The 23138-nt window shown below is 38.8% G+C and carries 22 protein-coding genes; 7 read left to right on the top strand and 15 right to left on the bottom strand.

Annotated elements, in window-relative coordinates; genetic code table 11:
* Positions 1 to 10: 10 nt before the first annotated feature.
* Genes I6F41_RS00205 through I6F41_RS00195 form a run of 3 tightly spaced genes read right to left on the bottom strand, consistent with a single transcriptional unit; the run spans position 11 to position 3148 of the window.
* On the bottom strand, positions 11 to 415 hold the full coding sequence (locus tag I6F41_RS00205) for a copper resistance CopC family protein (protein ID WP_197107438.1): 405 nt from the start codon (positions 413 to 415) through the stop codon (positions 11 to 13).
* A 22-nt stretch (positions 416 to 437) separates the two neighbouring features.
* Positions 438 to 1313, bottom strand: a complete 876-nt coding sequence (locus I6F41_RS00200) for a copper resistance protein B (RefSeq protein ID WP_115121849.1) — start codon at positions 1311 to 1313, stop codon at positions 438 to 440.
* Positions 1310 to 3148 carry a copper resistance system multicopper oxidase gene (locus I6F41_RS00195; protein ID WP_182684443.1) on the bottom strand — a complete coding sequence of 613 codons (1839 nt, stop codon included), beginning with the start codon at positions 3146 to 3148 and terminating at the stop codon, positions 1310 to 1312. Before I6F41_RS00195 ends, I6F41_RS00200 begins: the two co-directional genes overlap by 4 nt.
* A 174-nt stretch (positions 3149 to 3322) precedes the next feature.
* Here I6F41_RS00195 and I6F41_RS00190 point away from each other — a divergent pair, with 174 nt between their 5' ends.
* Both I6F41_RS00190 and I6F41_RS00185 read left to right on the top strand, forming a co-directional pair.
* Positions 3323 to 4009, top strand: a complete 687-nt coding sequence (locus I6F41_RS00190) for a heavy metal response regulator transcription factor (protein WP_086998455.1) — start codon at positions 3323 to 3325, stop codon at positions 4007 to 4009.
* The gene (locus I6F41_RS00185; protein WP_231613327.1) at positions 3996 to 5393 is read left to right on the top strand and encodes a heavy metal sensor histidine kinase; all 1398 of its coding nucleotides are present in this window, start codon (positions 3996 to 3998) and stop codon (positions 5391 to 5393) included. The genes I6F41_RS00190 and I6F41_RS00185 overlap by 14 nt, the downstream gene beginning before the upstream one ends.
* A gap of 186 nt (positions 5394 to 5579) precedes the next feature.
* Here the strand turns inward: I6F41_RS00185 and I6F41_RS00180 are convergent, their stop codons facing one another.
* Positions 5580 to 6491 carry a LysR family transcriptional regulator gene (locus tag I6F41_RS00180; RefSeq protein ID WP_011329657.1) on the bottom strand — a complete coding sequence of 304 codons (912 nt, stop codon included), beginning with the start codon at positions 6489 to 6491 and terminating at the stop codon, positions 5580 to 5582.
* 274 nt (positions 6492 to 6765) lie between these two features.
* The gene (locus I6F41_RS00175; protein ID WP_011329658.1) at positions 6766 to 7668 is read right to left on the bottom strand and encodes a LysR family transcriptional regulator; all 903 of its coding nucleotides are present in this window, start codon (positions 7666 to 7668) and stop codon (positions 6766 to 6768) included.
* Between the two features lie 192 nt (positions 7669 to 7860).
* Here I6F41_RS00175 and I6F41_RS00170 point away from each other — a divergent pair, with 192 nt between their 5' ends.
* The 3 genes from I6F41_RS00170 to I6F41_RS00160 all read left to right on the top strand — a co-directional run bounded on the left by I6F41_RS00170 (position 7861) and on the right by I6F41_RS00160 (position 10490).
* Positions 7861 to 8292, top strand: a complete 432-nt coding sequence (locus I6F41_RS00170) for a PACE efflux transporter (protein ID WP_086996219.1) — start codon at positions 7861 to 7863, stop codon at positions 8290 to 8292.
* Positions 8293 to 8619: 327 nt separating this feature from the next.
* Positions 8620 to 9294 (top strand): glutathione S-transferase family protein, encoded by a 675-nt coding sequence (locus I6F41_RS00165; RefSeq protein WP_182684444.1) that lies wholly within the window; start codon positions 8620 to 8622, stop codon positions 9292 to 9294.
* A 68-nt stretch (positions 9295 to 9362) separates the two neighbouring features.
* The gene (locus tag I6F41_RS00160; RefSeq protein ID WP_182684445.1) at positions 9363 to 10490 is read left to right on the top strand and encodes a zinc-binding dehydrogenase; all 1128 of its coding nucleotides are present in this window, start codon (positions 9363 to 9365) and stop codon (positions 10488 to 10490) included.
* Between the two features lie 151 nt (positions 10491 to 10641).
* Here I6F41_RS00160 and I6F41_RS00155 read toward each other — a convergent pair whose 3' ends face one another.
* The 3 genes from I6F41_RS00155 to I6F41_RS00145 all read right to left on the bottom strand — a co-directional run bounded on the left by I6F41_RS00155 (position 10642) and on the right by I6F41_RS00145 (position 13194).
* Complete coding sequence (locus I6F41_RS00155) at positions 10642 to 11433, bottom strand: aspartate dehydrogenase domain-containing protein (RefSeq protein ID WP_182684447.1); 792 nt, start codon at positions 11431 to 11433, stop codon at positions 10642 to 10644.
* 59 nt (positions 11434 to 11492) lie between these two features.
* Positions 11493 to 12365 carry a DMT family transporter gene (locus I6F41_RS00150; RefSeq protein ID WP_182684449.1) on the bottom strand — a complete coding sequence of 291 codons (873 nt, stop codon included), beginning with the start codon at positions 12363 to 12365 and terminating at the stop codon, positions 11493 to 11495.
* A 400-nt stretch (positions 12366 to 12765) separates the two neighbouring features.
* Complete coding sequence (locus tag I6F41_RS00145) at positions 12766 to 13194, bottom strand: PACE efflux transporter (protein ID WP_182684451.1); 429 nt, start codon at positions 13192 to 13194, stop codon at positions 12766 to 12768.
* Positions 13195 to 13285: 91 nt separating this feature from the next.
* Between I6F41_RS00145 and I6F41_RS00140 the strand changes: the two genes are divergently transcribed.
* Positions 13286 to 14161 carry a LysR family transcriptional regulator gene (locus I6F41_RS00140; protein WP_182684454.1) on the top strand — a complete coding sequence of 292 codons (876 nt, stop codon included), beginning with the start codon at positions 13286 to 13288 and terminating at the stop codon, positions 14159 to 14161.
* A 316-nt stretch (positions 14162 to 14477) separates the two neighbouring features.
* On the opposite strand, the gene I6F41_RS00135 is transcribed toward I6F41_RS00140, so the two are convergent.
* The 7 genes from I6F41_RS00135 to I6F41_RS00105 form a co-directional block, all read right to left on the bottom strand.
* Positions 14478 to 15125, bottom strand: coding sequence for a hypothetical protein (locus tag I6F41_RS00135; RefSeq protein ID WP_182684455.1), 648 nt, complete (start codon positions 15123 to 15125; stop codon positions 14478 to 14480).
* Between the two features lie 260 nt (positions 15126 to 15385).
* A complete protein-coding gene (locus I6F41_RS00130) occupies positions 15386 to 15907 on the bottom strand; it encodes a hypothetical protein (RefSeq protein WP_182684457.1) in 522 nt (173 codons plus the stop codon).
* A gap of 348 nt (positions 15908 to 16255) precedes the next feature.
* Complete coding sequence (locus I6F41_RS00125) at positions 16256 to 17863, bottom strand: LA2681 family HEPN domain-containing protein (protein WP_197107436.1); 1608 nt, start codon at positions 17861 to 17863, stop codon at positions 16256 to 16258.
* Positions 17864 to 17975: 112 nt separating this feature from the next.
* A complete protein-coding gene (locus I6F41_RS00120; RefSeq protein WP_197107434.1) occupies positions 17976 to 18752 on the bottom strand; it encodes a hypothetical protein in 777 nt (258 codons plus the stop codon).
* A 79-nt stretch (positions 18753 to 18831) separates the two neighbouring features.
* Complete coding sequence (locus I6F41_RS00115; RefSeq protein WP_197107432.1) at positions 18832 to 19155, bottom strand: hypothetical protein; 324 nt, start codon at positions 19153 to 19155, stop codon at positions 18832 to 18834.
* A gap of 41 nt (positions 19156 to 19196) precedes the next feature.
* Positions 19197 to 19778, bottom strand: a complete 582-nt coding sequence (locus tag I6F41_RS00110) for a hypothetical protein (RefSeq protein ID WP_197107430.1) — start codon at positions 19776 to 19778, stop codon at positions 19197 to 19199.
* A gap of 347 nt (positions 19779 to 20125) precedes the next feature.
* Entirely contained in the window at positions 20126 to 21643 is a 1518-nt protein-coding gene (locus I6F41_RS00105; RefSeq protein ID WP_182684459.1) for a DUF3360 family protein, read from the bottom strand.
* A 604-nt stretch (positions 21644 to 22247) separates the two neighbouring features.
* Here I6F41_RS00105 and I6F41_RS00100 point away from each other — a divergent pair.
* The gene (locus I6F41_RS00100; protein ID WP_011329667.1) at positions 22248 to 23117 is read left to right on the top strand and encodes an MYG1 family protein; all 870 of its coding nucleotides are present in this window, start codon (positions 22248 to 22250) and stop codon (positions 23115 to 23117) included.
* The last annotated feature ends 21 nt before the right edge of the window (positions 23118 to 23138 follow it).

Here is a 23138-nt window from a genome sequence, read left to right as displayed (position 1 = left end):
ATATGACTACCTAATGATTATGTTGTTTATGGCTAGGCGCCATGTTTTTCATTTTAGAATGTGTGTCGCTGGCGTGCAGCATAAAGTCAAAATTGCCTGACATTTTGTGGCCATCGCCACCAAGCGCTATCCATTTAACTGTGTAATTACCTTGTTCAAGCTTGGGTAACGGCCAGCTAAAGTTGCTATTAGCTTTTGCACTGGGTTTAAAGTTAAAATCTACTTGCTTGTTTGCAGCATCACTTAAGAGTACTTTGGCAAGTTGTACTTCGCCGCTAAACGTTAACGTAAGTTGCTCTGGACTTTGCATTAGCATCGCACTATTTTGTGGTGTTGATTGCTTTAGCGAAATATGAGCTGATGCCGAAAAGCTTAAAGCTAAGCCTAAAATTGCCGCAATAGTTATAAATTTCATAGTTACCTCTTATTTTTAAATATTAAAACCAAAATTTTATACCGGCAACAAACTCAGTATCGTTGCTGCTCTGCTCGTTTAGCTTGGCGTAATCTGCTGTGCTACCAAATTTATTAGTCCACTCTACACCTACATAAGGTGCAAATTGGCGAGTAAATTCATAACGAACCCTAACGCCAATAGCAGTACTAGATAGCCCACTGCCTAGCTCATTTTGTTCATCGTCTTTACCATAAAATGTTATTTCAGCACGAGGCTGTATAATGAGCCTTTGTGTTAAAAGCAGCTCATATTCAGCTTCTGCTGTAAATGCTGTATTGCCGCTCTCACCTACATACGCTGTCATATCAAGCTCAAACCAATAAGGTGCTAAGCCTTGAATACCAAACGCTAACCATTGACGGTTTTTGCCTTCTTTATAATAATCGTAGCGAATACCGACTTGCGTATCCCAATAAGCCGAAATTGCATGACCCCATAAAATATCAGTTTGATTTTCTTCAAGCTTGCCATCACTAACATCACCCTCGGTTTTTATCACTAATCGATTAAAGGTGGTGCCGTACCAAGCTTGTAAATCGAAAACAGCAGCATCGGCTTGTTCGTTATACTCAAGACGATCACCTAAAATAGCGTAAAACTTATGCTCATCCGCAAGGGTTAAGCGCTCGCCATCTGCTAAAGCATATGGCCCTTGCGTTAAGGTTGTGCCATTAGCATAAGCGTGTGGATCGCGAGCATTTTTAGGGGCATCGCCGCCTTGCGGCTGCATTTTATCGCCCGCCATATCGCCAGACATGTCGCCCATTTCAGTTTGAGCAAACACATGCAGGCTCAATAACGGTGCGCTAATTAATAGTGCACTAGTAAGTACTGTTGATAAGGTTAAATTTCTCATGATACAACCACCTCTCTAAACATACCTGCATCCATATGAAACAGTAAATGACAATGCCAAGCCCAACGACCAACATCATGTGGCGTAGTTAAAAAGCTAATTCTTTGGGCGGGCTGTACCATTATGGTGTGGCGGCGAACTAACACATCACCTTGATCGTTCTCCAAGTCGCTCCACATACCATGTAAATGCATAGGGTGTGTCATCATGGTATCGTTTTGTAAAATAACTCGTACCCGCTGATTATGCTTCATATGCACAGGGGTACTTTTACCAAACTCTAAGCCATCAAAAGACCAGCTGTAGCGTTCCATGTTGCCGGTTAAATGCAGCTCAATTTCGGCTTCGGGTGCTTGGTGGTCAACTATGCCATCAAGAGAGCGTAAATCTGCAAGTGTTAAAACTCGACGGCCGTTATTGCGCAGCCCAATACCAGGATCGTCTAAATTTGTGCGTGGCGTATCAACGCGCATATCAACTGAGGCGCCATATTCTGTTTTAGCGTGGCGAACTTTCTGACTTGGAACAGCCAGTGGGTTTTTACCCATATTATGCTTACTATGGTCCATTGCCATTGCACCGTGGTCCATTGTGCTATGATCCATTGCCCCCTGATCCATACTGGTTTTGTCCATGCTAGCGTGGCCCATAGCGCTGTGATCCATTCCAGGCATAGCAGAGTGATCCATATTGCCCATCATATCCCGCATTGCTAACCACTCAACGGGGTCAAGTGCAGGCACTGGCGCATCAATATTAGCAGCGACAGACAAAGTCCCTTTGGCATAACCTGAGCGGTCCATGCTTTGTGCAAAAATTGTGTATGCGTCATTTTTAGGCTCAACAACCACATCGTAGGTTTCACCTGGACCAAAGCGAAACTCATCTACGGTAACGGGTTCAACATTTTGTCCATCTGCTTGTACCACAGTTAATTTTAACTCTGGGATACGTACATCAAAAAAGGTGTTACTTGAGCCATTAATAAATCTTAAACGTACTTTTTCGCCCGCTTTAAACAGCCCACGCCAATTAGCCATTGGCGCAGTACCATTCATTAAATAGGTCATTGCCGAAGCCGATAAATCAGCTAAATCGGTTGGACTCATTCGCATCTGGTTCCACATTTCACGTCGTTGAAGTGCATTAGCAACGCCGCTTGTTGCTATGTCATCAAAAAACTCAGGTACAGTGGGCTGATTAAAGTTAAACACATCCCCCTGAATTTTTAATTTACGGAATAACTCCATAGGATCATCATCAGTCCAATCAGAGAGTTGAATAATATGTTCATTATCTGCGCTGATAACATCTTGCTCACGAGGCTCAATAATTAACGCCCCATACATACCAGTCATTTCTTGAAAGCCACTGTGTGAGTGATACCAATAAGTACCGCTTTGTTGTAACTTAAATTTATAAACAAATGTTTCGCCAGGCATAATGCCTTTAAAGCTAATGCCCGGTACACCATCCATTTGATACGGTAAAATAATACCGTGCCAGTGAATAGAGCTAGGTACCGCTAAATTGTTGGTAACGCGAATGGTCACATCGTCACCTTCTTTAAGGCGTAATGTTGGCGCGGGAATAGAGCCATTAATGGTGGTTGCCATACGCACTACACCGGTAAAGTTTACTGGGGACTCATCAATAACCAGGTCAATAACTTTACCGCTCAACTCAGGCACAGTACCTGTTAATGTTGAAGCCGCTAAAGATGATGCTGCATGTAAAACAGTTGGAAAAGCTGCCAGCACACCGCCTGCAATTAATCCTTGAACAAAACGCCTACGTGGCTTTGAAATGTGCTGTAATGACTCTTTAAAACCCATTTTATTACACCTGAATAGCAAAATATGCATTGAGTATAATATTTAAACCTGACATCGACATGACGCGAACATTACAAAGTTGTAATCTTAATGTCATGTTGCTGTTGTAGCGCATATGGCATAGTGCTGTTTAAGTGATAACTAAAATTATAATAAAAGTAACAAAGGAATTATATGCGCTTACTAATCGTTGAAGACGAGATTAAAACCGGTGATTACTTAAAACAGGGCTTAACCGAAGCCGGCTTTCAGGTTTGTTTGGCGCGCAATGGCCTTGACGGTCACCATTTAGCAATGACCGAATTATTTGATGTGATTATATTAGATATAATGTTGCCCGATGTATCTGGCTGGCGAATTTTAGAGTCGGTACGAGAAGCCAAAAACGACACGCCAGTATTATTTTTATCGGCTCGCGATAGTGTTGATGACAGAGTAAAAGGGCTTGAACTTGGCGCAGATGATTACTTAATAAAACCGTTTGCTTTTTCAGAAGTACTTGCTCGCGTGCGTACGCTTATTCGCCGTGGTGGCGTACAAAAAGTGGCCGACATACTCACAATTGCAGACTTAGAAATGGATATACCAAAGCGTAAAATACAGCGAGCAGGCAAGCGTATTTTGCTCAGTAATAAAGAGTTTAGCTTATTAGAGCTACTACTGCGCCGAGAAGGCGAAGTGCTATCTCGCTCACTTATAGCGTCGCAAGTATGGGATATGAACTTTGAAAGTGATACCAATGTAATAGATGTTGCGATTAGACGCCTGCGGGGCAAGGTTGACGATGAGTATAGTATTAAACTTATTCATACAGTGCGCGGTATGGGCTATAAATTAGAGGTCGAAAATGCCCAAAATTAACGCTCGACCAATGTCGTTGACCATGCGGGTGGTATTGTTTATTGCTGTTACTGTAATAGCCTGTTTAACCTTAGTCGCGTCATTAATTAACTCCTCCATTGAGCATCACTTTATTGAGCAAGACAGTGGGGAGTTAAAGGTTATTAGCCAGTCAGTTGCAGCTGTTTTAGCCCAGCATCATAGCTCAAGTGAACCTTTAGGGCAGGCATTATCTAAAGCTGTGGCAGGACATCATGGTGTTTATTATCAAGTAAATAGCCAGCAAGGAGCCTTAATTTACCAAAGTTCAGGTCGCGATTTTACTAAGCAGATTATGAGTGCGCCATCGGCGCTTGGTTTTAATCGCGATAACATAGTGCATTGGCAAGCCAATGATCATACCTATCGCGCATTAGTTAGCGACTTTAACGTGCAGCAACAGCATTATAAAATTACCGCCGCCATTGATATGAGTTTTCATAAACATTTTTTGCGCCAATTTAAACAAAGCCTATGGGTGATTATGTTTGGCTCAGCTGTGCTCATTTTACTCGTTGCTTGGTTTGCGGTACATCAGGGGTTAAATCCACTGCGTGGCTTAAGCAAAAAAATATATGACATTCAAACCCATAAAATGGATGTTAGGTTAGATGAAAGTAAAGTGCCAATTGAGCTGGTGAATATGGTGCATTCATTTAATGCCATGCTGGATAGATTACAAGATGAGTTTATGCGTTTATCAAATTTTTCTACCGATATAGCCCACGAACTGCGTACCCCGCTTACTAATATTATTACTCAAACACAAGTTGGCTTAACAAAACAGCGCGACCTTGTGCAATACCAAGAACTGTTGTTTTCAAACCTTGAAGAACTAGAGCGACTAACAAAAATGGTGAGTGATATGCTGTGGTTGGCAAAAACTCAAAATGGACTGATAAAAGCACAACAACAAGTATTACAAAGTGATGAAGAAATAGACGCGTTACTAGAATACTTTGATGCGGTAGCAGAAGATGCCAATATTACCTTTATTAAACAAGGTAGTAATGTTGAGTTTTATTGTGAACAATTACACTTTAGGCAGTTGTTATCTAATTTATTATCAAATGCGATTAGGTATACCCCAGCAGGCGAATCGATAACTATTAGTAGTGAGCGCACTGGAAATGATCAAGTGTGTATTGCGGTTACCAACCCAGGCGAAAAAATAGCAGCAGAGCATTTACCCTATTTATTTGACCGATTTTATCGAGCCGATAAATCAAGGCAGCGACAAGGCAACGGCGCGGGTTTAGGACTTGCGATAGTAAAAGCGCTAGTTACAGCAAATGGGGGCAACATAGTGGTAACTTCAAACGCGAACACTCGCTTTAAGGTATTTTTTAAACACGTTAAAAGTTAAGCTTAATCCTTTTATTAGCACAGTGCCTATAGCGTAAAATGCAGTGTTAATTTGTGGCTTTTGTGCAAACTGTAATGGGGGTTTACAGTTTGCGTAAGCAAAAAACGAAAGTAACCTGCGGTTGGTTTTGTTTAACAAACCACGCAGTTGTAAATTAATCAGCCTAGGGAATCTGTTACTTTGTGTTTATTGTTCATTTTCTGTCTTTATTTTTTGCACTAAAAAGTCTACTGCCGCTTTTACTTTAGGTACTAAGTAGCGCTGTTTTTGATACAGCAAATACACAGCCATATTAGCATTTTGAGTTATAGCTAACTCATGTTCAAAGTGAAGTTGTTGCAACTTACCTGAGTCTATATAAGGGGCTAACGCCCACCGAGTAGACATTAAAATACCTTCACCGTTGCACGCTTTTTTTGCTAGCCACGATCCGCTATTAGAAATAGCCACAGCAGGGCCAGATACATCATGCCATTGGCCGTCCATATTACATAACCAAGGCGTTGGCCCCGTTGGCGCTTTAAAATAAAGGCCATTATGCTGCTTTAGTTCCATCGCATTGTTAGGTGTTCCGTGTTTTTTTAAATAACAAGGTGATGCCACCGGAATAAAACCATTGTCCATTAACCTTATTGCTAGTACTCGCTCATTGGGTGCGTAACCACCGCGAATAGCAATATCAACATCGTCGCGTCCGAGTGTCGATAGCTGATCAGTTAAACTAACATCCAGCACTATCTCAGGGTATAAGGCGCTAAATTCATCTAGCAAAGGTAATAATATTTGCTCACCAAACCCCACCATAGAGCTAATACGTAAACGCCCCATTGGCGTTGTTTGATAACTGCGTACGGTTTCATTACTTTGTTCTAGTTGACTCAAAATTTGCTGTATATCGTTATAATAAATTTGCCCTACTTCTGTTAATTTAACGAGTCGGGTTGAGCGCTTTAACAGCGTAGCGCCTAAGCTTTTTTCTAAATCTGCAACGCGCCTTGATAACGACGACGGCGGCACGTTAAAAGTACTGGCTGCTTTGGTAAAGCTGCCAGTTTCGACTACTTTACTAAAATACCTAATTGCACGTAGTTGATCCAACGAGCTGCTCCATTTGTTGTTTTTAACTCAACTTTAAAATTGCCCTTGGGAATAACAAGGCTTTGAAAAGGACGTTGCTCATAAAAAACTGAAATAAAATTAATATTTTACTAAACGCAGGAGTAAGGAAAACATTAATCTCTGGTTTTTTAAATGCAAAATTTAAGCAGAAAAACGCCCTCAAATTATCATAAAGCAGGCTCTAAAATTTATGTGTTTATGATAGATTAATTTGTTTAAAAGTGACAATTATTCTATCAAAACAATGGGTAGCTTATCTGATTTTCCAGCTGTTTTTACTAAAATGATACTGTTGAAGAGTGTCAATTAAACTCGTTAGTACAGGCCCCGATTGATGGCTTCGAGAAATTAAGCATCCTACAGGCGTTAACCACCCATTGTACTCATGGGTAACAGGCAATGCGACAATATGGCCTTGGTTTATCTGCTCTTTTACTGATAGCTCAGGTACGTTTGCCCACCCCATGCCCGCATGAACTAACTCAACCAGTGTTTGGTGAGTGTTGGCATACCACAACATAGAGCTAATACCGTAACTAAACCATAACTCCTTATGTTCAGCACTGCGGTGTACACATTGTCTATAACGTTTTAAATCAGAGCCTTGCACTTTAGCTAGTTTGGCTAATTCGTGGGTCGATGATGCTACGGTTAAAAAGCGTGCTTGCCCTAGCAAGAAAAAATCCATATCCACCTTTAACTCACCGTCGGCATAAACAATACCGGCTTGCGCCCTACCCGAACGAACGAGTTGTTCTACATCAAAGGTTGAGGTGGTGATGATATCAAAGTGAGTTATTGGGTATTTATCGGCAAGCGGCATGAGAATATTTAAAAAGTCTGGGCTCATTACACTCTCATCAACAGCAATAACCATTTCATGCTCATGCTCTTTTGCTAGCGATTCTATTGTTTGATCAAAATACTTTTGTTGATGCAAAATAGACTTTGCAATTGGCAGCAAGGTTTTGCCGTTATCAGTTAATACCGGAGTGTTTTTATCACGATTGAACAGCTCTTGATTAATGGCTATTTCAAGGTTTGCAATGGCTTGACTTACCCCCGATTGAGCACGCTTTAATTTACGAGCAGCAGCTGAAAAAGATCCGGTGTCGCATACAGTGATAAATACTTTCAATTGCTCGAAGCTATACATGGTGTGTCTGAGAGTTACAGGTATTTGGCTCAGATTATCACTATTCGTGATAGCTGTTAACTTTATCTGTTTTTATTGACTGTCATAATCGCCGCTTAATAATTTCGTTATCCTTTTTTATCACCTTAGTGTTAATTGCTTTGTGTTAATCACTTAATTTTAAAGTAAGACCTTTATTGGAGAAATATAACAATGAGAGCTGTAGAGCGTGTGTTTCACTCTGTGTCATTTGAAGTAATAGCAGTAACTTTATCGATTGCCGGTTTAGCTGCTTTTACTGAGCACGATATCGCTGCATTATCAGGAACTATGATAGTTATTGCGAGTGTCGCCATGGTTTGGAATTATGCTTTTAATTGGGTTTTTGATCTTTATGTTAAAGGAGATAAAACTAAGCGTACTTTTTCAATGCGGCTATTTCACGTTATCTTATTTGAAGCGGGTTTACTGGTGTTAACTATTCCAATTATGGCTTATTTATTATCGGTGAGCTTATGGAATGCTTTTTTAATGGACTTAGGCGTGACTATTTTTATTACTATTTATGCTTTTTTATTTAACTTGAGTTACGACCATATTAGAGCCGCAGTAATTCAGCGCCGAGCTTGTAATAACCAAGTTTAGCCTGTTGGCATAACTTTGCTGAGCTCGCCTGTTTTACTTAATTTAACGTAAATTATTACCAACAAAAATAACTTCTTTAGCTGGGGTTCCCTATTAAAAAATGTAAATAGGGAGCGCTAGTACCGCCACTACCTCCTTGCCAAATAGTTTTCTATTTTTGTCTTAAAAGCAAAAGTGATTAGCATTTACCCCTATATATAAGCAAATTAAAACCAGTAATAATGTGTTTAGCTTAAATAGCCCAGTCGCAGTGTATTAAGCACTGAGGCATTAATTGCATTTTAGGTAATTAAAAAGTCCCTTCACGTTAATGATGGAAAATTTATTATGATTACTTTGCACGGTTTTGCTGCTAGCAACTATTACAACCTAGTAAAACATGTACTTTTATATAAAGAACTGCCATTTAAAGAGCACCTTATTTACGGTGGTAGTGACGAGTTACTGGCAATGAGTCCTGCGGGTAAAGTGCCAGTTATAACAACATCTCAGGGCGTTAATATTTCAGAGTCGAGTGTTATTTGCGACTATATTGAAGAGTCATACCAAGATATTCCGCTTTATCCAAAAAATAGCACCGAGCGTGCAGCAGTGCGCCAAATTATGAAAATAGCAGAGCTGTACTTTGAACTGCCAAGCAGACGCCTTATACCGTATGCGTTTAGTGGTACAAACGCGCCAGAATCGCTTAAAAATGAGGTACGCCAAGTGTTAACCCGTGGTGTTACCGCCTTGAGTCGCTTGTGTAAGTTTTCACCTTGGATTGCGGGTGAGCAGTTTACTATGGCAGATATTTACGTTTATCACGTAAACACCATAGTTAACGCTTTTGGTGCCAGCCAACTTAATTGGGATGTACTGGGTGATGTACCGGGAATGAAACAGTGGAACGACACCATGCGCCAATCTGCTATTGCGCAAAAAGTAGAGGTAGATCGGCTCGCAAACATGCCCGAGTTTATGCAAAAGGTCACAGCGCAAATTCAAGCAGCTAATGCTTAGCTATAAAACAGCCAATTCATTAACCTTATTGGTTTAACTAATTTAATAATGTGCAGGAGCAAATCCCGATGACAGACAAAAATATCCAACTTACTTCAACAATCAGCGAAGACAACACACTAACGCTTGCCTTACAAAACATCGACATGCCACAACCAAGTGCCGATGAAGTGGTTATTCGCATTGAAGCTGCGCCATTAAACCCATCTGATTTAGCGGTTATGTTCAGCGCCGCTGACATGTCTACAGCAACGCAATCGGGTACTGGGCAAAGCCCAGCTATTACAGCTAATGTGCCAGCTAAGTTTATGCCAGCGCTCAAAACACGTGTTAATAAAGCAACGCCTGTAGGTAATGAAGGTGCCGGTACTGTAGTTGCTGCGGGCTCATCGCCAGCGGCACAAGCATTAATGGGTAAAATGGTTGCTGTAATTGGCGGCGGAACGTACCGTCAATATCACTGCGTTAATGTACAAAGTTGCTTAGAGTTAAAAGAAGGCACTACCGCTAAGCAAGGCGCATCGTCTTTTGTTAACCCGCTTACAGCACTAGCTATGGTAGAAACCATGCGCGCCGAAGGCCATAAAGCTATTATTCATGCGGCGGCGGCATCTAGCCTTGGGCAAATGTTAAACCGTATTTGTATTGCCGACGGTATTGATTTAGTTAATATTGTACGCAAAACAGAGCAAGAAACACTGTTACGTAACATGGGCGCAAAGTATGTGGTTAATTCTAGTAGTGAGTCGTTTCTTGAGGATTTAACCGCAGCAATTATTGCCACTGGTGCCACAATTGCGTTTGATCCAATTGGCGGTGGCCAACTAACCAGCGACATTCTTAACTGTATGGAAGCTGCTATAACTCGCGACGTAGAAGAGTATAGCGTGTATGGCTCAGATACTTTCAAGCAAGTTTATATTTATGGCGCACTTGATCGCGGCCCTATTACGCTAAATCGTAATTTTGGCTTTGCTTGGGGCGTAAATGGGTTTTTATTATTTAATGCGCTTGGTAAATTAGGCACGAATACGGTAGTGGCAATGCGTAAACGTATAGCCGATGAAATTACTACCACATTTGCCAGTAATTACACCCATGAAGTGTCGTTGTCTGAGGCGCTACAATTAGCATCAATAGCGGCTTACTCTAAACAAGCCACAGGCGAAAAATACTTAATTACACCGCAAAGCTAATTAAAACTCAGCAATAACTAATTAGTTTTTTAATACCTGAATTACAAATAGGTAAAAGCCGATACTGCAATCAGTATCGGCTTTTTATTTATGAATAATAAATATTATAAGGTGAGAATAGCAGGCTGCTATAGCCGCTCAGCTTAGTGTTTTACATAAAAACGACCGGAGAAGCCGCATTATTTAAAATAGACACCACACTCCATGCTGCAATAGCATAATCGCCCGATTTAATTGTTAAATCTAAAGCTACTTGTTCACCTTTAACTTCAATTCTGTAGTCATCTCCAGCAAAGTTAGGCACAGCATCAATATTAAATTTAGTTGCTTTTGGCCCCGCACTTGCTAGCGAAGTTGCATAAATAACATTAAAAACATAAGGAAAAATATCAATAATTTCCTTAGCTGTTCCGCTAAAAACTCTTTCTGGCTCAGTTATGTTCATTAAGCCCTCTTTGTTAAAAGGGGTTCGAGCAATAAAACCAGATGATTTTTTAGATGTTATTGTTACATCAATCGGTGTTGAACTCATAAATGAAGCGGTTTGAAGCAGGTTAAAGCCACCTGTTGCACCACCGGCAATGTATATTTTAGTATTATTTTTTATTGCTACAGCTATGGCTCTTTGGTACAAAGCTACATCTGCAAATGCCGCCGTAGATAAAACAATTAAGTGCGAGCCACCGGCTAATATTTTTTCACAATAATCGATTACAGATACCGCCGATGCAGCTTCGGCTACAAACTCAGGCTTTAAAGCCATAAACGCATCAATATCTGTGCATGGTGTACAGTTAAAGTAATCAGCAAATTGTTTGGTTCTAATTGGGTTTCTGCCTAATACCGCAACTAGCTCGTAACCAGCAAGAGAGCCACTTTTTACAGCCTGAGCAATAGTTTGGCTTAAATAACCACACCCTATTAGTGCTAACTTCTTCTTCATTTTTACTATTCCTATTTAATTATTTACCGAAATGTCCTTACTGTGTGTGGTTTTAAGCGTTAATAGCTCAGCCTTAGTACAATTACCCCTATAAAAGCGGTCGTTAGTCCTAACAGCTCTTGGCGAGTAAACGACTCTTTTAAAATAATGCGTGAGTACAAAAGAATTATTAAAATATTCATACCAGAAATAGCAGAAACCAGCCCTGTATTGCCAATTGCAAAAGCCGATATTATTGCAACCATGCCAGCCACATTCGTCAATCCAATAAGTAACCCACAAGAAAACGTTTTTACTGGCGACCAATTAGGTCGAGAGTCATTTGCGTCACTGGCCTGTTTTTTGTTACTTACTAACCAACTAATAGCAAAAAGCAAACTACCAAAACCAAACATAGAGGTGAGCGTAGCGAACGTATCGGCCTCCAGCAAAGTAGACTGCTTACCTAGTAAGTCATTAAACGAAAAGAATAATGCAGCCAGTAATCCCCATTGCGCCCCTTGTAAATTAGTAAACGAAATATCATTAGAGTAGCGAATAATATAAAGCCCACCAAAAATAATAAAAAAGCCAATTAGCTGCAGCGTTGTTAAGGTTTCTTGCCATAATAAAAAGGCAAAAACCAACACAAATAAAGGAGTTAAACCCGACAAAATACTAATAAGCGAAGCCTTTCCAACCGAAAAACCTTTATGCAAAAAAGCATTAGCGGCAAAAGAGCCAAAGCCCAACGCTAAGCCAACAGTAATATCTGCCCAGCCATACCACTTTTGATTTAACAAGGTTACACCCAAAACACTGATTATAAATCCGACAAAAAACACACCGAATAATAATAAGTTTCGATCAATTTTTTTCTGGGATGTCCATTGATACATTATTCCTCGTGCGCCAAAAAAAACCGTGGCGAGTAATGCAAAAATTATCCACATAATTAAATGATTCCTTTATAAATTAGAATGAAGTAGCCGCTCTAAGAAATGTTGCCATTAAATTGCATAGCCAACATGATCCCTTGCACCATTCTTAGCTTAAAATTGATAAGGTAATAAAGGCTTACAAAAACACCATATAAGAAAGTCGCAATATAAATAGTTTTAAGCTGTTAAACAGACAAGGCAGCCAATTTTTATTTAACGACAGAACATTGCCTGCTATTTAATTAAACGATTAATAAAATACTAGCTTAGTATATTGACCTTAATTGATTTTATAAATAAGCATAAGCTGCATAGTAAATCCCATAAATGGCATTTAAAAGGTGGGTATTTGGTTTATATAAAACATACCCCTATTGCGCTAAATAGTAATAGAGGCATGTTTTTTTGGGGGCTACTGGGATTTCTTGTTACTAAACAAGATTTTGTAAGGTTGATATTTGTCGTAAACCAAATTAAATACAAATGTGTAAATAAGTATAAAGATTAAAAACCCTGCTTCTAAAATGGCAGCGCCCAGCCATGTAATATTTAAATAAAAAGCAATTGCGGGCAGTGTAATTACCACCATTCCTAGCTCAAAACCAATTGCATGGGTAATGCGTAAGGCCGAGCCTCGCTCTAAACGATTAAAGCCCATAAGCTTGTCGAACATAATGTTGTAAGCATAATTCCACACCATAGCAAATAAAGATAAACCGATACCTACAACAAGCATTTTACCTGTGTCGAATCCACTAATAGCAACCGATGTAGGTACAATTATACAAAGTACTATTACTTCAAAAAGAATTGCCTGAAATATTCGCTCAACTGTTTTCATTCTTAACTTATGCCTATTTTTTAATGACTAGGTAGCTATTTTCATCCATTATTAAGGTACTTTATAGTTACGTAGTATCTGGAAAAGCGATATGTTTAGCGTAGAACAACTGCAAGCATTTGTAACAACCGTTAATACTGGGTCATTTTCGGCTGCTGCACGGCACTTATGTAAGGCACAATCAGTAGTAAGTCAGCACATTATTAATTTAGAAATAGACTGCAATGCCACACTTTTCAAACGTACTGGTCGATACCCACAATTAACCGATGCGGGTAAAAAGTTATTACCGCAGGCTATGGCATTGCTTAATCAGCATCAGCGTTTAACTAATTCTGCGCTAACATTAAACGATCAAACGCCAAGAGAAATAACCGTCGCCTTAGACGAGGGGATCCCGCTAAGGGTTATTGCACAGGCTATTTCTGAATTTCAAATTAAGTACCCTAATGTGTCGCTTGAATTTTTAAGTGCGTCTAGCCTCGACATAATTGATATGCTAAAAAGCGAAAAGCCTTTAACAGGTATTATTTTTAGTGAATTAAATATTCCGAGCTATTTAGATTATGAATGTATTGGCTCGGTAAACTTTGATTTATACGTGGCTAAATCGCACCCATTAGCGGGTCAGGTTTGTGAAAATATGGATAACTTACGTTTGCACCGCCAGTTACTTATTCGATCACGTAATACGCTAACAAGTAGTTTTCAATTAAAAATTAGCCCCGATACTTGGTATGCAGATAACTACTTTGTATTACTTGAGCTTGCAATACAGGGTTATGGTTGGTGCTTACTACCAAACCATGTTGCAGTAGAAGCGCTTACAAATGGTGAGTTAGTAAAACTAGCGCTAGAATTTGAAGACGTAGGTTGGCTTGCTAATGTAGATATACTCCAGCATCAGCGCCATAGTAGCCTTGAGGTTTTTAAACTACTCAGAAAACTGTTACGCAACTTATTATGAACTTAATTTATTGGTAGGTTGGTTTGAGCGCAGCGAAACCCAATGAAAAAAGGCAGTGCCAATTAACATTAGCGTTTTGTATTATCGATTGACCGAAAAGTGCCAAGTGTAGGTCGGATAAGCGAAGCGCCATCCGACACAGTAAAATATCTTGCCAATTTATTATCAGCATTTTATGTTGTCGAATGGCTAGAAAGTGCCAATTGCGGACATTGGCAACTCCCGCATAAGTTGCGGATTATAGTTGACTAAAATAAGCGAAGAATGAGCGACTGCCAACTGTTAGACATCCATTTTAATGCATTTGTTAGGCTTACTATTCGAATTTTCTCAGTACTTTTTCTCTATGAAATATTATTAAGCTACCCAAGCTAGCAATACCTATTACCAGCATAATTTTTATTCTATATTCAAAAAGCGTCTTTTGCACATCGTCATTTATCTCTAAATATGCAAAGGCTTCTTCTTTTGACTCGAAAAGCTTTTTACCCTCATCGGTAGGGTGATTAGTACTCATAACTTTTTCTATAAACTGGCCATAAGCAAACTCACCAGATAGCTTTGTCATTCCAGCAATCAGGTTACCGCTAGTTTTATTGAATATTTCGTATATCTGATCCAAGTTTTCTTCAATAGAAAACGGAGATGCTTGATGTGCTAAGTTATTTCTAAGTTTTCTCAGTAAATGCAGACAATTAACTAAATCTAAAGGCAATAAGCGGCAAACGTAAGCTATATCCAACTTTGCAGACAAACTGCCAAAAGCACTTTTGCCATCAAATATTTCTTTTAATCGCTTATTGCTTGTTTTTTCCGGAACAAAAGATTTAAACATTTTATTTAGTTCTTCATCCAATAAAGAAACACCAAGCAAAACACATCCTCTGTCAGCCTCTTCCATCAGTAGCGAATATGTATGGTCAAAGAACTCTTGTGAATCAGGATGTTCTAAAAGGGAAGCCATAGTTAAATTTTCCTGAAGGCTAACGAGGCTGTAGAATAACTCCAACAGCCAAAATCAATTAAAAAACGAGCTCCTGCAATTAATTCTAAGCGTTTTTAGAGCATTAGGTAATGCATTTGGAACCCATAAAACAGGCTGTTTTCTTTAAAAAGAGTAATTCTACAGCCAAAACGCCCTGTTAATAGGCAAATTTATGTTGGCTATAATGTGAAGCGGAGCGAAACCAAGCCTGCGTAATTTTATCCAATTTAAACAGTTTGTTAGCTGCCAGTAGCTAGTTCATTTATATACCATTGCTTATGAAACTCAGTTAAATCTTCCATTTGCTTTCCAAGCACACCGATAAAGCCGCCAGTCCACGTTGAAAAAGCTTGTGAGCCATCAAGTTTGTATACATTTTGAGATAAGCTCCTTAAAGTATAAACAGGATTCTGAATACCATATTCCATACCTGTTTCCTTAAAGTAACTACCTTCAAGCATAAATTTTTGGCGACCTTTAAATGACAATACAACTCTGTGGTACTCGTTGTCTTTTAAACTCTCAGACAGCTGTAATAGGACTCTTGAAACATCCAATGGACTTTTATCTGATTGAACATCTCTAATATCAAAAACTATAATGCTTGGGTTAACAAACCATTCAAAATGGACAAAAACACTAATTCCTTCATTTCTTGGGTCTGAGGCTAATACGCCAGATAGTTTTTTTTGCAAAGTAAGGTAATTCCAACTAGCAACTAAAGCACCAATCAAAGCAAATATCATTATAAGTTTACGCATAGTATTTATCTTCCTTGAGGCAGCTAACAATTTAATAGTGCGCTCATCGCGCATATTTCTGCCGATGTCACACTCATTTTTCTACTTTATACAGTTTTAACAAATAACCTAAGGTATTACTATCACTAAGTTTTCTAAAATTTCTTAGTAACGTTAAATAGATCAATATGCGTACACAGCTCACTTTCATGAATATATTTGCAAAGAGCAATTTGACCAATCAATTAACTACGATATTTAGCCAATATCAATGACCGCTGATCGCTCTAGGCGGACTTCGCCAAAGTGCCATTTGCGGACGGTCAAAAGTTAAGGTTTAATCCCTTTGGCTCCATCAACATGTGCTTGTTATAAATCTTGCTCTTCAAATATATAATCTTGTCGATAGATGCTATCAGGAAGATAAATACCCCCATCTTTCTTTTCGTTTAATGCTTTATCACGCACTGCAAATACAAACGAAAATATTGCAGATCTTGTTAATTGCAATATACGTCGAAGATGTTCAATAAAATCATCTTCTTTGATAAATACTATGTTATCCATGAATTCGTAAGACTCATAGATATCACTTGGAGCCTCGCTCTTATGAACAACCACAAACTCATGCTCCAAGTCATTTCTTAACTGTTTCAAAAATGACCACTCACCATCTTTTTTGTCATTCAAATCAGTAGCAATACTATACAAAGCTAGAAGTCCCGGACTTTTAATGCTATTAAAAAGTTCTCTTCTACTGTCACGGTCGAGTTGCCAAAAACTTTGGAAATAGACTTTTCTATTGGGGGGATAGAGGTCAAATAGCTCGCAAATAGCTATACCTATTTTGTCCAATATACCGAAGCATGATCGAAAAGAAGTTCTAAGCTTCTCAACATCTATACCTAGTAACTCATCATTAAAAAGCTCTGAAAAACATGAGTCGTGAAGTAGTTCAAAATCACTCTCTGTTGTAAGGTATTCAAAATATAAATGTCGTGAGAACGCAAACTCTGACTTTAACCGATTAAGAACCATTTCCATCGGAATAACAAAATCACCAACCACTCCTCCGGCAGTAGGTATAGTTAAATTATCTCTGGCGCTTCCTATACATGGACAGTACAAACCATGTTCAGATAAACTTAAGTTATTGTCTAAACAAAATTTTCTGTAACTACTTAGTTTTTCGTATTCATCTTTAGTTTTTTCTGAATCATGTAAATCAGGTTCAATACCAGCATCTTCACAAGCTTCGCTAATCTTATTTTCATGAAAAGCAACCTGTTCCTTATAATGGTCATGCCACATTGGAGGAATCTGCTCTGATAAAAGTACATTTTCATACCCATTTTTAATCTGTTCCAGCATTTGTATAGTAATTGTATTCGAAACTTGGTTAAGTATCATAAGAGTTTCAGATCTATTGATCCACGATTGGGGGATATCTTGATTTAATGAATTAACTAGGTCGTAGCACTCCATAGCCTCAACTATTCGAAACTGCTGTTTCAAGGAATTTCCTAAATTGACAATAAAGGTTGGCTCAAATTCTCCAGCATTCTTATCTCTGAATAATTTGGTAGCCTTCCAAAGGTCTGTTTTTATCTCTACAAGTTGCTCAATCGTAGAGAAGGTATGGTTAAATGGGTTCTTCTCACTGATTAAATTTGATTTTGCATTACTCAAATTGTAAAAATAGGCATCTTCTCCAATCTGTTCGGCTATCTCATTCTTATGCTCATTGAGAATATTCAAACCCTTTTGAGCAGAGTCAGCACATGGTTTCATGTGCCCAATATCAATAAATATACTGGCAACATTAGATATAATTGTAAAAAAATGAGCACTTCTCTTAGTATCTTCATTGACTTGTTGAAACAAAATATCGGCACCGTTCATAGCCTCATCAAACTGCCCAATACTTACTGCCTCTGACAGTCTATTTAACTCTATTGCTATGACCTTTATTTCCATGAGAATTCCGATTGTGATTTATAACGCCGCACTCAGCGGACTAAAATTGTGGGTTATAATGTGTAGCGGAGCGAAACGTAACCCACTGTTATATTTGCGTTTAAATGCCTTTTTAGCCCTTTAAAAATGCACCAATTTGAGTTGGCATTCTAAAAGGATATTTATCATTGAATGCACTTAAACTTAAAAATTTGATGATTTCACATGAATCATCGAATGCTTTTTTTGCATTTACAATAGAGCATTGTTCTTGCCAGCTTGCTTGAAGAGGAGGTATGGACTCAGAGGAGAAGCTACTATTATCATCTGCTTCAATCCAAACTGAACTTGAAACGAATTCAGACCTTCCATGAGCTAATGAATTTCTTAGATTAAATAAATGTTCTATTAGTTTTCGGTGCTCTTTTTTTTTAGTGTCATCAGCATATAAAACTTCAGATAAAGCGAAAAATTTGGCTTTTGGAGAAAATCTTATTTTATCATCTATTTCATAGAATGATTTTCCGACACATAATCGGTTAAAGTCTACTTTTTTTCGACCAAATAAGTTGTCATTAAACACACCTATTAGGTTATCCAACTGCTCTTTAAATCCATAAGCAATAGCAACTTTATCGTTTATATGAGTGCCTTTAACTGATTTGTCATCAATAACATCAAAGAAATCAGAAGGATAAGAATCAAGTACTTCGTTTACCCTAGCTTGCAAATCAAAGATCAATTTACAACTTAGGTTCAAATAGCTTTCCACCATAAATGCAGTTAAGGCCACCGCCGTAATTCCCCCACAAATATTACCATAACCTTCAAATTGAAATGATCGCCTTGTTGATTCATAAAACCAACAATGAGAATAGATATCTCCAGAGAGATGACCACTGAATGACAATTTATACTCTCCTATAAAAGGCTAACGCCGCAATAAACCGTTACTAATCCGACTTTATTGCCTTGTTAGCCATAATTAACTAGTTAATTAACTTTACTTCGAATAGCCTTTTACAGTCTCGACCTATACTTTCTTTACCTTCACAACTAAATTGAGCAACATCAAATTTAGCCGCAACATTAGGGTTATTACATAATGGGTTTGTGCAACTTACAGATGGGTTTATATCGGAAAAATTAAAGTAAGATTTTCCCAGTTTCTCTGTATAGTTGTATTCAGTTATTTCGACTTTTTTATGAGACATGATTATTCCTTTATGTTCTTTATGTTCTTTATGGCTAACCCCAAAATAACGGGCAAATAGTGTTTGGCAATAATTTTGTAACGCAGTGACAAAAGCCAAACAGTATTTGTCCTTGTAGATTTTTCTTGTAAGGCATGCATTTACGCAGACACATATATTTCTGACTTACCTTGTGAACCATCAGGATTTGTCCATAAAACTGTAGCATTAAATCCCAAAGGAGTGTCATCACAAATTGCGGCTATAAAAGAAACATCGCTTCCAGAACCGAGAACAGATATAGGAAGCTTTTCTTCCACTTCACTACTGATGAGTGGGCTAGAATAATTTGAAGGAATATTTAACTCAAAGGAAACATTTTTAGCATTTTGCTGGCTATTATTTGATAAGAAAAACTTATAGTTGTTACTCGAAACCTTTCTTAAGTCTAAACGAACAGATGCTTGTAACTTTTGGGTCTCTTCTTTTTCAAATGACTCTAATTGCTTTTGGGATAATGTAGCTTGTGCTTTTTGCAACTCGACTGTACTTTGTAAAATTTTCTTTTCACTTTCAATTAGTTGCAACTGTTTTTCTGCTAACTTAGATTGTGATTTTTGCAGCTCAATAGATTCCCTTTGTAGCTTGCTCTGATCTACCTTAGTGAGCACACTAACAAAAACGGCTAATAGCGCAACAACAATTGCCCAGTCTATTGAAGCGAAAAAGTCATTTAATTCCACCAAACTCTCCTTGTATACATAACCGCTTATTGAACACCATTTTTTGGTGCTTTATAACACACCAAAATGGCCTATATTACATACCATGATAATTTCACCAATAATTACCTTTGTAAACAAGTAATTAAAATAGCTAGAAATTAAGCATGTTATTTTGCCCCAAAACGGCGTTTAATAATGTTATTGGACAAAATTAGATTTCTACTTAAAACACATGAATAAATTTAACTTTTTAAGTGTCCGGTTATCGCTCTATGCTGCCACCTAAAAAATTAAGCTTTAAAACGCAGTAAGCGCATATAAAATGCGCTTACTGGGAGTAATTTACTTTAAGCTAACTTTTAAAGTTAGTGCCTAAAGCTTGATACTAGCGCGGGTATACCTGGCAGCATGCCTACCATGGCCATTACGCTGGTTAGTAGTAAAAACATGACCAGTGGAATGATCCAGCGGCTCATGCGGGTGAGTTCTTTACTTCTTTCTTTACAGCCAATAAAGCCTAAGTTGTCTAGCAATATGGTGAGTGACCAACCAAATGCTGGGTTAACTAAGCTTGAAGCAAATACTACAATAGCAGCTGATTGGGTGGTTTTACCTACGCGAGTCATTTCCATGCCGGCTTCTAGTAGTGGAATAAATACCCCTACTATTAGCGCTACACATAGCACAGGTTGCCAAATTGCAAGGTCCATAGGGTAGCCCCATACGCCGGCAATAATACAAAATAGTGCGGTTAAAATAGCGCCTGCTGGTATTGGGCGTTTAGCAATGGCTGCAGGCACTATGTAAGTGCCCCACGATGATGCAAAGTTAGCGCCGCCCAGTAGCGAGCCAAAGGTTTGCCTAACTGATGCGCTAAGCATGGTGTCGTCTATATTCATTTGTACTTTTTCGGTACGTTTTGGGTAGCTTATTTTTTGAAATACCTGATGGCCTAAAAAGTCCGGTGACCACATAGCAACAGCAAGCACTGCAAATGGCAGTACTACTACAAAGCTTTCTAGGGTAGGTAAGCCTAACATCCAGCCAGTGTCTTCGCCCCACCAGTACATAGGGTCCATGTTTGGCAGGCCCGGTGCAGTATGAAACTCAAACGGTGCGCCTAATGCAAAAGCTATTGCGCCGCCTAAAATACAGCTAAGTGGTACGGCTAACCAACGCTTTTTAAAATGCTCTAACATGGCATATAAAATTATAGTGGAAAAAATAACAATAAAGGCAATGTGGGTCATATCGATGGCTTCGGCCCATGCAAACAGCTTTTTAACTTGCGAGGTTATGCCTATAAACCCTAGGTAGAGTAAAAGCCCGCCACATACGCCTTTACTGGTTAGTTTAGCCAGTAGGGTTCCGCCTTTACTTATTGCCAAAATTAAACCAAAGGCAGCTATGAGCAAGCCAAATGCCATAGGGTGCCCCCCTGCTGCAACTACAATTGGAATTAACGGGATTAAAGGGCCATGAGTACCGGCTAAGTTAGCGGTAGGTAAAATAAAGCCTGAAAACAAAATAATAAAAAAGGCGACGATAAGTAATTCGTAACGCACGTTTTCTAAAACAAAAGCGTCGCTTAAACCCAGTGGGCTTGCAAACGTTGCGGCAATAGCGGCAACCATAACCACTTTACCTATGGTGGCAGCCATTGCAGGAATAGCGTCTTCAAATTCGAATCTGTAGTCTCTAAAGGGTAAGTTTGGGCGCCAGCGTTTAGGCTGCATAATTTGCAGCTCGTGTTCTAGGTATTCGTCTCGGCTATTAAACTCAGAGCTAGGCTTGTGTAGATTTTTATAGCTATTGGTAGCGGTTTGAGTATCCGCTCCTGGTTTGGCATCAGATGAAATATCATCTTGCGGCGTGGTATTCATGGCTTCTCCTGCAACATGGTTGCTCACTCAAAATAAAAATACAGCTTTGTTTAAAGCAAATAAAAATTGAGGCGGCAGGATAAAGCAGCTAGCAACAGATTACGATTAGTCAAAGGTCTTGTATGAAACTATTTAGTAACATTTATATACCTATAGCTGAATGTAGTATTTGATGTTAAATGTAGTTTTTATTGTTTTTAAACAGATGGTTAGCTTATTTTTATAAAGGTTAAAGTGCAATGCGTTGTTTTTTAGCACTTACAGCAATAATAAAAATTAAAATAATTTTATCTGCATTTATATTATGTTGTTTAAGAAAATAGGGCATTTAGCCATGCTTTAGCTGATAATTTAACTAAAGTTTGGTTATTGATACAAAAATAACGCAGCAAAATAATAACGTGTGGCTTTGCATCTCTCTATAATTAGTAGGCTATTGCATGCGAGCTTAATTGCTTTAACAAGGATAAAAAACAGTTTACTGTTTTTGTTAGCGCTCATCAGATAGAATCCGCCTTATGATTTTTACTTGTTAAGTATTTTCAAAACCGTAACGTTTAAATAGCGAGACCTTCTTATCCTTTTAGAAAATGATACAAAACCAATGAATGATATAACGATAGCAACCCACAACGGTACTTTTCATGCAGATGATGTTTTTAGTGTAGCTGCACTTAAGTATATTTATCCTTCTTTTAAACTTATACGCACCCGCGATATGGAGCTTATAAGCAAAGCCGATGTTGTGATTGATGTAGGTGGCGAGCATAACCCAGAGACAGGCCGTTTTGATCACCACCAACGTGGCGGTGCCGGGGCGCGTGAAAATGGTATTCCTTTTTCTTCATTTGGTTTAATTTGGCAAAAATATGGCCTTGAAATATGCCAAGGCAGCCAAGAAACAGCCAATGCAATTGACTCTGGTTTAGTCTCTACTATTGATGCAATTGACTGCGGCCATGTTGAAGGCGTTGCTAAAGGCATTAGCCTTAGCCAAACTATTTCAATGTTTAACCCAACGTGGCAAGAAGAGAGTAACTTTGATGCCTGTTTTGATGAAGCGGTTGAGTTTGCATCGCGCATTTTAACTCGCTTTATAGCTGCGGCTAACGGTGGCATTAATGCAAAAGCAATTGTTGCTAAAGCGATTGAAAATGCAGCTGATCCACGCGTAATTGTGTTAGAGCAATACACACCGTGGAAAAAAACCGTGCATGCGCTTTCTGATAAAGCATTATATATGGTTTATCCTTCGCACTCTGGCCAGTGGATTGTGCAAACTGTACCGGTTGAGCCAGGATCGTTTGAAGACCGCAAGTCACTCCCAAAACCGTGGGCTGGTTTATCTGATAAAGAATTTCAGGACGAAACTGGGCTTGAAGATGCTGTTTTTTGTCATAACGGTTTATTTATTGCTGGCGCAAAGTCGTTTGCAAGTGCGATGAAAATGGCAGCAATGGCGCTAGAAGCTTAGTAATATAGGGCTTTAAAAGTG

This window comes from Pseudoalteromonas sp. SCQQ13 (genome assembly GCF_015864415.1).
In the GTDB taxonomy this organism is placed as follows: Bacteria; Pseudomonadota; Gammaproteobacteria; order Enterobacterales; family Alteromonadaceae; genus Pseudoalteromonas; species Pseudoalteromonas nigrifaciens.
Note: the sequence above shows the minus strand (reverse complement) of the source record. Positions and strands in the feature narration are given on the sequence as shown.

What these genes read in the sequence shown, in the direction of transcription:
- I6F41_RS00205 (WP_197107438.1), bottom strand. Translation starts at nt 415, where the DNA reads ATGAAATTTATAACTATTGCGGCAATTTTAGGCTTAGCTTTAAGCTTT.
- I6F41_RS00200 (WP_115121849.1), bottom strand. Translation starts at nt 1,313, where the DNA reads ATGAGAAATTTAACCTTATCAACAGTACTTACTAGTGCACTATTAATT.
- I6F41_RS00195 (WP_182684443.1), bottom strand. Translation starts at nt 3,148, where the DNA reads ATGGGTTTTAAAGAGTCATTACAGCACATTTCAAAGCCACGTAGGCGT.
- I6F41_RS00190 (WP_086998455.1), top strand. Translation starts at nt 3,323, where the DNA reads ATGCGCTTACTAATCGTTGAAGACGAGATTAAAACCGGTGATTACTTA.
- I6F41_RS00185 (WP_231613327.1), top strand. Translation starts at nt 3,996, where the DNA reads ATGCCCAAAATTAACGCTCGACCAATGTCGTTGACCATGCGGGTGGTA.
- I6F41_RS00175 (WP_011329658.1), bottom strand. Translation starts at nt 7,668, where the DNA reads ATGTATAGCTTCGAGCAATTGAAAGTATTTATCACTGTATGCGACACC.
- I6F41_RS00170 (WP_086996219.1), top strand. Translation starts at nt 7,861, where the DNA reads ATGAGAGCTGTAGAGCGTGTGTTTCACTCTGTGTCATTTGAAGTAATA.
- I6F41_RS00165 (WP_182684444.1), top strand. Translation starts at nt 8,620, where the DNA reads ATGATTACTTTGCACGGTTTTGCTGCTAGCAACTATTACAACCTAGTA.
- I6F41_RS00160 (WP_182684445.1), top strand. Translation starts at nt 9,363, where the DNA reads ATGACAGACAAAAATATCCAACTTACTTCAACAATCAGCGAAGACAAC.
- I6F41_RS00155 (WP_182684447.1), bottom strand. Translation starts at nt 11,433, where the DNA reads ATGAAGAAGAAGTTAGCACTAATAGGGTGTGGTTATTTAAGCCAAACT.
- I6F41_RS00150 (WP_182684449.1), bottom strand. Translation starts at nt 12,365, where the DNA reads ATGTGGATAATTTTTGCATTACTCGCCACGGTTTTTTTTGGCGCACGA.
- I6F41_RS00145 (WP_182684451.1), bottom strand. Translation starts at nt 13,194, where the DNA reads ATGAAAACAGTTGAGCGAATATTTCAGGCAATTCTTTTTGAAGTAATA.
- I6F41_RS00140 (WP_182684454.1), top strand. Translation starts at nt 13,286, where the DNA reads ATGTTTAGCGTAGAACAACTGCAAGCATTTGTAACAACCGTTAATACT.
- I6F41_RS00135 (WP_182684455.1), bottom strand. Translation starts at nt 15,125, where the DNA reads ATGGCTTCCCTTTTAGAACATCCTGATTCACAAGAGTTCTTTGACCAT.
- I6F41_RS00130 (WP_182684457.1), bottom strand. Translation starts at nt 15,907, where the DNA reads ATGCGTAAACTTATAATGATATTTGCTTTGATTGGTGCTTTAGTTGCT.
- I6F41_RS00125 (WP_197107436.1), bottom strand. Translation starts at nt 17,863, where the DNA reads ATGGAAATAAAGGTCATAGCAATAGAGTTAAATAGACTGTCAGAGGCA.
- I6F41_RS00105 (WP_182684459.1), bottom strand. Translation starts at nt 21,643, where the DNA reads ATGAATACCACGCCGCAAGATGATATTTCATCTGATGCCAAACCAGGA.
- I6F41_RS00100 (WP_011329667.1), top strand. Translation starts at nt 22,248, where the DNA reads ATGAATGATATAACGATAGCAACCCACAACGGTACTTTTCATGCAGAT.